Annotated in this window: 1 protein-coding gene; it reads right to left on the minus strand. The window is 61.4% G+C overall.

Annotated elements, in window-relative coordinates:
• Nucleotides 1–1,285, minus strand: a 1,285-nt coding sequence (locus tag LOH53_RS16690; protein ID WP_230068889.1) for an ISL3 family transposase, incomplete at its 3' end; no start/stop codon positions are given.
• Nucleotides 1,286–1,464 lie beyond the last annotated feature (179 nt).

Genomic DNA, 1,464 nt, shown 5'->3' on the forward strand with positions numbered 1-1,464 from the left:
GGCGGTGGCCGCCGGCACTGAGCAAATTGCGCAACCGGTAGTTCGAGAAGTTCCTGAACCCGCGAGCAATCCGCCGGGTCGTTTTAATGACTCCGTTCACGGCCTCCGTTGGGCCATTCGAGGCGCCCTGGGTTTTGAAGTAGGCGAGTATCTCTTCCCTCCAGGACTTCAAGGTCCGTCCGAGCCGGGCGACTTCCGGGATTGGGCACGATGGGAATGCGGCCAAGGCTTTGGCCACGAGGTCCCGTCCTCGCTCCGGTGCTGCATGGTAGATAGCCCTCACTTGTTGGTAGCACTGCCAAGCGAGTGTGACCTCGTAGTTGGGGTCCCCGGCCTCGAGCTTCGCGTTCAGCCTGGCGACCTGCCTGTCGCTGAGGTGCTCAACGCCGATCTGCAGGGAACGACGGATCTGGAACAGTGGATCGCCTTTGCGCCCGCGGTGCCCGAGGGTGTCTTGCTGAACCCTGCGGCGAACGTCATCGACCATTGTGGAGGCAAGTTTCACGACATGGAAGGCATCAAGGACCTGGATGGCGTCGGGCAGCTCGTCACGGATCGCATTGGCGTAGCCACGGAACGGATCCAGGGTGGCAACCTTGATTCCTGCCCGGAATTCGGGTGTTTGTGCCTTGAGCCAGTCAGCGTAGCTTTTCCCTGACCGTCCCTCGACCAGGTCGAGCAGCCGGGCATGAACGACCCCGTTGGCGTCGCGGGTGTGGTCAATGATGCCGGTGACCATGCCCGAACCGGGGAAGCCGGTATGAACCCAGACATGCTCATCAACACCCAACGCATCAACCCCGACCAACCGGTCGCTCGTGCTGGTGCGGCGCTCCGCTTCTGCCTTCACGGGTTTCCAGAGCGTGTGCCAAGAGACGCCAAGCTGATAGGCAAGGGCCGAGACCGAGGTATCGAAACGGGAGAGCGCGTCCGTGGCCCAAGTAATGGCGCGGGTGGTCAGTTTCGCCTTCGCCGGCGCCAGCACATGGGTTTCAGTAAAGGTCCCGGCAGGGCAGTCAGGATCAGCACAACGCCATATTCGTTTGGCCCAATCCAACCGAACCGGGCGACCGTGAGCGGGCGTGTCATGCAGACGCACGATCCGCCGGCCGTGGCCGACCGCCACGACCCCACAGACTGGGCACCCATTCAGGGCCTCATCGGTCTCAACAGTGATGATCTGTTCACGGGCAGTGTTCTCCACGGCAACAACGTGGATGCCAGGAACATCCAGAAGAGCGTCGGCACGCGCACACCACCGGCTGCAACAAGTAGCATTATTCATGTCAGGGTTTCTTGTGAAGGTTTTTCTTAGTCGATAACCATTCAAAGAGACCCTGACGTCTCTCACCTGACGCCACGCCGCACCAGGGTCGATCGAGACAACCACGCACTAACTGCCTGATCCGCGGAGCGTTCCGAACTACCGGTTGCGCAATTTGCTCAGTGCCGGCGGCCACCGCC

It is taken from the genome of Arthrobacter cryoconiti (assembly GCF_020905375.1).
In the GTDB taxonomy this organism is placed as follows: domain Bacteria; phylum Actinomycetota; class Actinomycetes; order Actinomycetales; family Micrococcaceae; genus Specibacter; species Specibacter cryoconiti.